Source organism: Vibrio sp. VP6, from assembly GCF_028823755.1.
Classification (GTDB): Bacteria; Pseudomonadota; Gammaproteobacteria; order Enterobacterales; family Vibrionaceae; genus Vibrio; species Vibrio parahaemolyticus.
The window spans coordinates 24,312-31,242 of the sequence record NZ_JAPEID010000052.1 but is presented as its reverse complement, the minus strand read 5'-3'; the positions used below and the strand labels follow the sequence as shown (position 1 = coordinate 31,242).

Annotated in this window: 7 protein-coding genes and 1 pseudogene; 4 read left to right on the top strand and 4 right to left on the bottom strand. The window is 40.2% G+C overall.

All coding sequences use genetic code 11. The annotated features are described in order from the left end of the window. Nucleotides 1–167: pseudogene (locus tag OU793_RS22010) on the bottom strand (site-specific integrase); the annotation flags it as partial. Between the two features lie 255 nt (nt 168–422). Between OU793_RS22010 and OU793_RS22005 the strand changes: the two are divergent. Then, complete coding sequence (locus OU793_RS22005) at nt 423–1,532, top strand: AAA family ATPase (protein ID WP_108653890.1); 1,110 nt, start codon at nt 423–425, stop codon at nt 1,530–1,532. After that, the gene (locus OU793_RS22000; RefSeq protein ID WP_108653891.1) at nt 1,533–3,716 is read left to right on the top strand and encodes a S8 family peptidase; all 2,184 of its coding nucleotides are present in this window, start codon (nt 1,533–1,535) and stop codon (nt 3,714–3,716) included. Nucleotides 3,717–3,756: 40 nt separating this feature from the next. Here the strand turns inward: OU793_RS22000 and OU793_RS21995 are convergent, their stop codons facing one another. The 3 genes from OU793_RS21995 to OU793_RS21985 are packed head-to-tail and all read right to left on the bottom strand — an operon-like array spanning nt 3,757 to nt 5,975. Then, nucleotides 3,757–3,954 (bottom strand): hypothetical protein, encoded by a 198-nt coding sequence (locus OU793_RS21995; RefSeq protein ID WP_108653892.1) that lies wholly within the window; start codon nt 3,952–3,954, stop codon nt 3,757–3,759. A gap of 60 nt (nt 3,955–4,014) precedes the next feature. Beyond that, nucleotides 4,015–5,349, bottom strand: coding sequence for a hypothetical protein (locus OU793_RS21990; protein ID WP_108653893.1), 1,335 nt, complete (start codon nt 5,347–5,349; stop codon nt 4,015–4,017). Continuing rightward, nucleotides 5,349–5,975 carry a phage repressor protein CI gene (locus tag OU793_RS21985; protein WP_108653894.1) on the bottom strand — a complete coding sequence of 209 codons (627 nt, stop codon included), beginning with the start codon at nt 5,973–5,975 and terminating at the stop codon, nt 5,349–5,351. The genes OU793_RS21990 and OU793_RS21985 overlap by 1 nt, the downstream gene beginning before the upstream one ends. A gap of 90 nt (nt 5,976–6,065) precedes the next feature. Here OU793_RS21985 and OU793_RS21980 point away from each other — a divergent pair, with 90 nt between their 5' ends. Both OU793_RS21980 and OU793_RS21975 read left to right on the top strand, forming a co-directional pair. After that, nucleotides 6,066–6,278, top strand: coding sequence for a hypothetical protein (locus OU793_RS21980; RefSeq protein ID WP_031428165.1), 213 nt, complete (start codon nt 6,066–6,068; stop codon nt 6,276–6,278). A gap of 114 nt (nt 6,279–6,392) precedes the next feature. Continuing rightward, a complete protein-coding gene (locus tag OU793_RS21975; protein ID WP_031428163.1) occupies nt 6,393–6,908 on the top strand; it encodes a phage regulatory CII family protein in 516 nt (171 codons plus the stop codon). Nucleotides 6,909–6,931: the final 23 nt, after the last annotated feature.

Below are 6,931 nucleotides of genomic sequence, written 5' to 3'. Positions count from 1 at the left end.
CCTTCCCAGGGCTTGTCTTCTATCTCTCTTGTTACAAAACGCTCAAAAGCGGCGGCTTCGCCTTTAGTCGCGAATCGCCTTCTAACCCTTTTGCCCTGGCGACCATTGAGGTAACACTCACATAGCCAGGTTTTTTTAGACCCATCTTTTAACTTGCGGATTGACATAAACAAACACACCGGTGCTGTATTTTTATACAGGTTAATAGGTTGCTCGATATCAGGCAATGTTTGAATGTTGAAAAACGAACATGTGGGAGCAGTGTCGCTTAACTAGGTCGAACGCCGAAGATGTCTCATTGTTGAATGATTGTGTTTTGATTTCTGTTTTAAGTGTACAAAGTCCATTATTGGTGATGTATAATCTATTTATAGTGGACATTTTGTTCTAATTTATACGATTTGTGTTCTGATGAGTGTACAGTGGAATATTATATAGAGATATCTAGGTTGGTTGACAAAGCTTTGTCAGGTAATCGAATAGAAGTAGTGAATCAAGTTACGAAATTAGTTGATCTGCTAGAAAAAAATGGTGATATGCTAGCTGCTCAGGGTTTAGCTAAAAAGTTATCTAGTTCGGGCCGGAATGCAATAAATGCTCAGAGTGTTTTCCAAAAACCGATACCTGTAGAGAAAGATAATAGGTTTGCATTAGCTGATAAATCAATGCCAAGTGAATCTAGTTCTAAGGTATTTTTGTCTGATGGAAAAACCCAAGATGTTAAGGCTTTTTTAGATTACATTCGTAAGCAAGACAAACTATATGAGCTTGGAATTCCCTCTAATCCATCTCTTTTGTTACATGGTGTGCCTGGAACCGGAAAAAGTCAGCTCGCGAGTCACATTGCTTGTGAATTAAGTTTACCTTTGATAACTGCACGATCTGATGCGTTGATTTCTTCATATTTGGGTTCGACGTCAAAGAATATCCGCTCTCTATTAGAGTATGCGAATTCTGAACCGTGCGTGTTGTTTTTGGATGAATTTGATTCAATTGCGAAAGCACGCGATGACAAAAATGAGATTGGTGAGCTCAAAAGGGTTGTTGTTAGCCTGTTGCAGAATATAGATAGCTTGGATAACACTGTTGTTATTGCAGCGACTAACCACCCTCACCTACTCGATCCTGCAGTTTGGAGACGCTTTCACTATAAGATGGAACTTGGGCTTCCCGAACATGATGTCAGACACAGAATCATAGATCACTTGCTTAATACGTTTAGAGTTAATGAATCAGATATATCTGTGTTAGCTAAAATTACGGATCAGATGACTGGTGCGGAAATAGAGATGGTTATTCACGAATATTTACGTTTTATTATTGTAAACGATTTTTCTTTTGAACTTGGTGCATTGTGTCGAAAAATATTAGCAGATAAGCACTCAAATCTGACATTTGATGTAACTAATAGAAAGGAAGAACTTGCGTGGCTTCATGAATGTGATACGAACTTATATACATATCGTCTACTTGCTTTAGTTTTTGATATATCATCAAGCTATGTAGGCAAGTTGTTGAAAGGTAATAAGTAAATGAGTGATAACTCAATAAGGCATGTCATATTTTCAGAGGTTGATTATTTTCAGCCACCAGTAAATACTGGTGGCAGTACAAAGTTGCACAAGGAAATTTCTAGCGACTTTATGGATGAGGTCGTTTCATCTATAAAAGGCTTGCAAAAAGAACTTGAGAAGAGTTTTTACAAAACATGTATTCCTTATATGCCTGTAGTAGTTGAACTTGAAACAAAGGCAGTATCAAAATCAAATCGACCAACTGCTATCTTTAATGAGACGACCTGCCCGTTTTTTGGTGATATAGGTTTTTCGCGGTTCCTAATCCAAGCAACCCCGGGGGGGTTGAGAAAGCTAGAAAAGAAAGTCTCGACTTCGGTAGGGAAGAAAACGTTAGAGGCGGCCCTTTCGTCTGTAAAAAGTATTACTAAGTTTGAACCAAGAGTACAGGTACTGGCAGAGGAAAAAAGCGGAAATTATGTTATTCGCCTTATTCGTTTTGATGATGACCAGGTTAATGCCCTTATCGATTCAAATTTTGAGGAATATTTGAGTACTCAAGGTATCGAGTGGATTAAGAGCAGCTCGAGTTCAATACGGGTTTATCGCGTTAAGTTAGACGACACACAAGTCCATGCGTTATGCGATACTAACGTATTCGTGCAAAGTGTATCTCCGAGTAAATCTATTGTGTCTAATGAGAGTACTCTTGAGGTAGATGCTGACCTATCGCTATCTTTTGAGCACCCAGAAGAAGAGATTCCAGTAGTGGGTTTAGTTGACACAGGGATTAGCCCAAGTTGTGAAGCTCTCACTTCGTGGGTCTCTGGTCAGATAAATATTGTTCCAGACAATGAGCGTAACAATTGTCATGGTACGTTTGTTGCTGGGCTTCTAACAAACGCTAAAACTCTGAATCAAGGTATTGCTCATTTTCCATCTTGTCAGACAAAGGTCTATAGTATCGAAGCGATAGGAAATAATGGTGGGGATTTCTATGAGATCATCCATGCATTAGAGTGTGTTGCGGAGGCTAATCCTCACATCAGAGTTTGGAACTTATCTCTTGGAGAGAGTAGCTCAGTGGATTTAGGTGGGATTTCAGAATTTGGAATTCTACTTGATGAGTTCCAAGATAAATTTAATTGTTTGTGTGTTGTATCCGCGGGCAATTATGATGGGAGAGAGCTTAGACCTTGGCCTCCACAAAAGAGCTTTGATGATAGAATATCGAGCCCTGGAGATTCCGTGAGAGCTATAACAGTTGGTTCGTTAGCTCATGTGGACGGTTTTGTTAACCGTGGTGAGCCTTCAAGCTTTTCTCGTAAGGGGCCTGTATCCAACTTTGTACAAAAACCGGAAATTGCGCATTTTGGAGGGAACTTGCGAGCTGATGGTTCATTTGATCATGCATTTGCGATTAAATCAATTTGCCCTAATGGATATGCAGCGCACGATATCGGCACTAGTTTTTCAACACCAATTATATCTTCACTAGCAGCCAATTTATTCCATAGGATTGGGGATAGAGCCACCCCTAGCTTGGTGAAAGGACTACTTGTTCATAGTGCCAACCTAAACAATTCTGTTTCGAAAGAGTGCAGAGAGTATTTAGGTTGGGGGGTACCAGCAGACATTGAAGATTTGCTCAATGTCAAAGATTATGAAACAACTTTAGTTTTTGATGGAGTAGCGAAGAAAAGCTTTGAAGTTCAAAAGTTGCCTTTTCCCATTCCGCAATGTTTGAGAACTGAAGATGGGAAAGTTCGTGGTGAGTTTTTTATAACTTTGGTGTATCAACCTGAACTAGACGCGAAAAAGAGCTTTGAGTACTGCCAAGTTGATTTGAGTGTTGGATTAGGTAGAACTGACAGTAAAGGTTTTAAGTCAATGGTTCCACTTCAGTCATCCTCACCAAAATTCGAAGCAGATTTAACCAAAACAGGGGATAAGTGGTCACCAATAAAGGTCTACCATAAAGCTTTTCCCAAAGGAACAGATGTTAAAAACTGGAAGCTGAGAGTCGCACTTTTAAATAGAGACGGTTACGAAGCTGAGGGAGTTGAAGTTCCATTTTCTATTATATTGACTATCAGAGACATTGATAGGGAGCAGCCAGTTTATAACGAGATGTCACGTTTGATGGACCAGTATAACTGGGAGGTTACAGACCTAGTTGTTGATCAACGAATCAAACTATAGATAAGCAAAAGGCACTCACTAGAGTGCCTTTTTTAGGATATTAATTGGATGTTGCCAGAAACTGCTCTGCAACAGAGTCGGCATTACTTCGACGATGTCCAGTGCTTCTTTTGTAAGACATGACTTTAACAGTTCTCTTCGTCTCTCTCTTTTTCTGAGAGTCTTCTTTTGAGTTATACGTACTACCATTTAGATCATTGTTGTACTTAACTGAAGCCGTTGATTTTCTTACTGCCATAGTGTTTCTCCTTATGGGCGCAAATTGTATAGTTTTACTTCGTGAAACACAATCTGCTTTCTATTCTCCTTCGCTATCCTTAGCGAGGCCTTCGGGGGTACCTTCTGTATCTGACGGTGTCTCGTTGTCACCGGAAGGAAGCTTAGTCCAAATCTCATATGCCGCTATACATAGTGCCAAGCTGCTGACAAGAGGTCTACAAAATTCGTGGAAGTCAGTAGCATTGCCTCTAAGCATTCGTATATTTCTGCTATATACGTTTAATACGCCAACTATAGTGCCTTTGTTTAAGTTTACACCAGACTCCAGCTCTTGCACGGTTATTGGCAATAGGATCGGGATACTGATAAGTGACTTTCCCGAATGGTCAGCACGATAGTGGTCATAAAGTTGCTGGGCTTGAGATTCATCAAAATAGTACCAATAGTCTTCTGTAAGCCATTTTTCTATCTCATCTAAAACGTTTTCTATATAGTGGTAACTACCACTTCGGAAGGCTTCGGGAGCCCCTGGAAGAGACTGTTTTGACAGAAACTCATTATGAGCTTGCTCATCATCTAAGCATACTGGAAGGATAAGAGGCTGATTTTTCTCGGAGTCATGTTCGCCATTCCCATAAAATTTTGAATGTGAATTAACACTTCCTGCAACAAACAGAATACCGGATATTTCGTCTTTCGCACTATAAGGGTTGTTACTATCGAAGAATAGATGATTTCTTGACCAGTATTTTTTAATAAAACTAGCAATCTTAATAGAGCTTGGTGCATACAGCATCAAGTTCGAAGAATAGTCTTCTTTATTTTTGCTATCCCAGCTCATCGCCATATCTCGAGAAATCTCTAACAGTGTCGTTATTGATTGTTTGATAACATCGTCATCATAACTGCCATCATCAAATGCTTGTTTTATAGAGTTGTTTATATTCATGATTTCGGGAATATACTTCTCATGGTAATTTCGTAGCCATAATGAGTCAGGTAAGCTTCGTTGCTCTTCGGCTAATCTGATAGCTAAATTTTGTCTTTTTATATCAACATAAGAATCGGTGAGAGCTCGAACAAGAGTTATCATTATTGCAAACAAAACTGTATAAAGTGTAAATGGGTGGATACCTTGCCAAATAATTAGTGACAATGATTCAACATCAAGTGAATTGTAACTTGTTGTTGGGAAGGCAAGGCTAATATTAGCGCCCAGCACAGCACCAGCAGTTAGCTGTATTAAAGTAATGACACCTAGAATTACGGGGCTAGATATTACTTTGGTTATGTAGTCCCAAACAACATTTAAAATGCTTAGTTTTGAAATCACTCTTCGGAAAATTAACTTGCAATGCCAGGTGTTTATTAATGAAATAGGTCTACGCTTGAAAGATTTATGTCGAGATGACATCACTTCTTCTCCATCATTAATACAACTCTACCAACAACCTTAACTTCATCTTCCTCAACCTTGAGGGGGGAGCCATTGAAGTTGATCGCTAGTTTTTTACCTGGTAAGCGCTGGATTTCGTTTAGAGAGAGTAGGCCGTCCATATCAACTAGGTATGTGCCGCTTACCGCTTGGCGGGATTCTTTGTTCACTAGGAATGTGCTCTGACCATCTTTAATGGCCATCACGTTGATTACATCGAGCTCGTTCAGGAATGCCTTGTCCAAAGCCAAGGTCCCTTGATTCACCAATTGCCCATTTTCGATGCGAAAACAATCCGCGTCAACAATCTGTTTGCTTTCATTCTTCTTCGAAACTTGTGTGTACTCAGATGCGCCATCATAAGGCTCACCCTGACCAAGTGTTAGCCATCTAATTGAGATCCCTGTTTCCAAATGCAATCGAATTACAATCTCGTACGGAACTAAGTTTCTATGTCGCCAAGTACCGACGGTTGATTTAGATAGACCGAAAGCGTCAGCCAATGCTTGATTAGAGCGGGTATTTGTGGCCTGCATCAACCTTTCGATAACTTCCTTTCCCCCAACATACTCTGGTGGGTGGATTGGGAATTGACATGATTTCATATGCGATCAATAATTCCAAATGAAATCGGGTGGCGAGTCAAAACTCTATCTCCCGAATAAATACAATCAACAACTCATTAGGGTACCACTATGCTTTCATATCAAGTAGTCTTAAATACCCCTTATATGACTTATGATCAATACTCCCAACTCTCTGGTATGCCAAAACGCACGATCATAGATTGGGTATCCGATGGTCGCTTACCTATCAAAGAGAAAGCCAAGGCTAAAGAAACGCCATTAATCAATATGGTTGAGTTGCTTGAAGTGGCCACTAGAGAAACGTTGCAACGAATGGGATAGGTCATCATACCTTAATGCTCCTGTATTCCAACGAATTAAGAATGCCTGTTGCGCACAAACATTCTTGGTTGGGGTTTCATTTTCGTACTGTTTTTCTTCAATTGAGTATTCGCTATGAACGATATTGACCCAAAGAGTGACTTTCTTGTTTCTAAACAAAAGGCATTTAACGAAGCGTGTTGTGCTTTTGCGAGAACTGAAAACATGGCCAGGCTAGCAGAGCGTCTTGGAATGGATGCTACGATGCTACGCAATAAACTCAACCCCGAGCAGCCCCATGTACTGAACTGTACAGAACTCATCACGATCTCAAAGGCAAGTGGGAATCATTCCATTGTGAATGCGCTTCTTCTAGGGCTGGGTGTAGTCACAGCTCTTATTCCTCCTGACGAAAGCGAAGTGAATTTTATTCGACGGGTATTAGATAACGCTATTTACTCTGGAGAGCTGTCTCGTATAGCGCTTGAGTGTGTTGGCAAGCAAGAACTAAGTCGAACTCTGAAACATAAAATTGTTCATACTGCGCAGGTCAGTATCAGCAATCATGTTTTGATCATCAATAGCTTAGAAAAACTCAATCAAGATGTATCGCCGCGTATGGAGATTGAGTCGCTCATTAGGGCAGGGTAAGTGTGTATCAATTTGGATGGGCG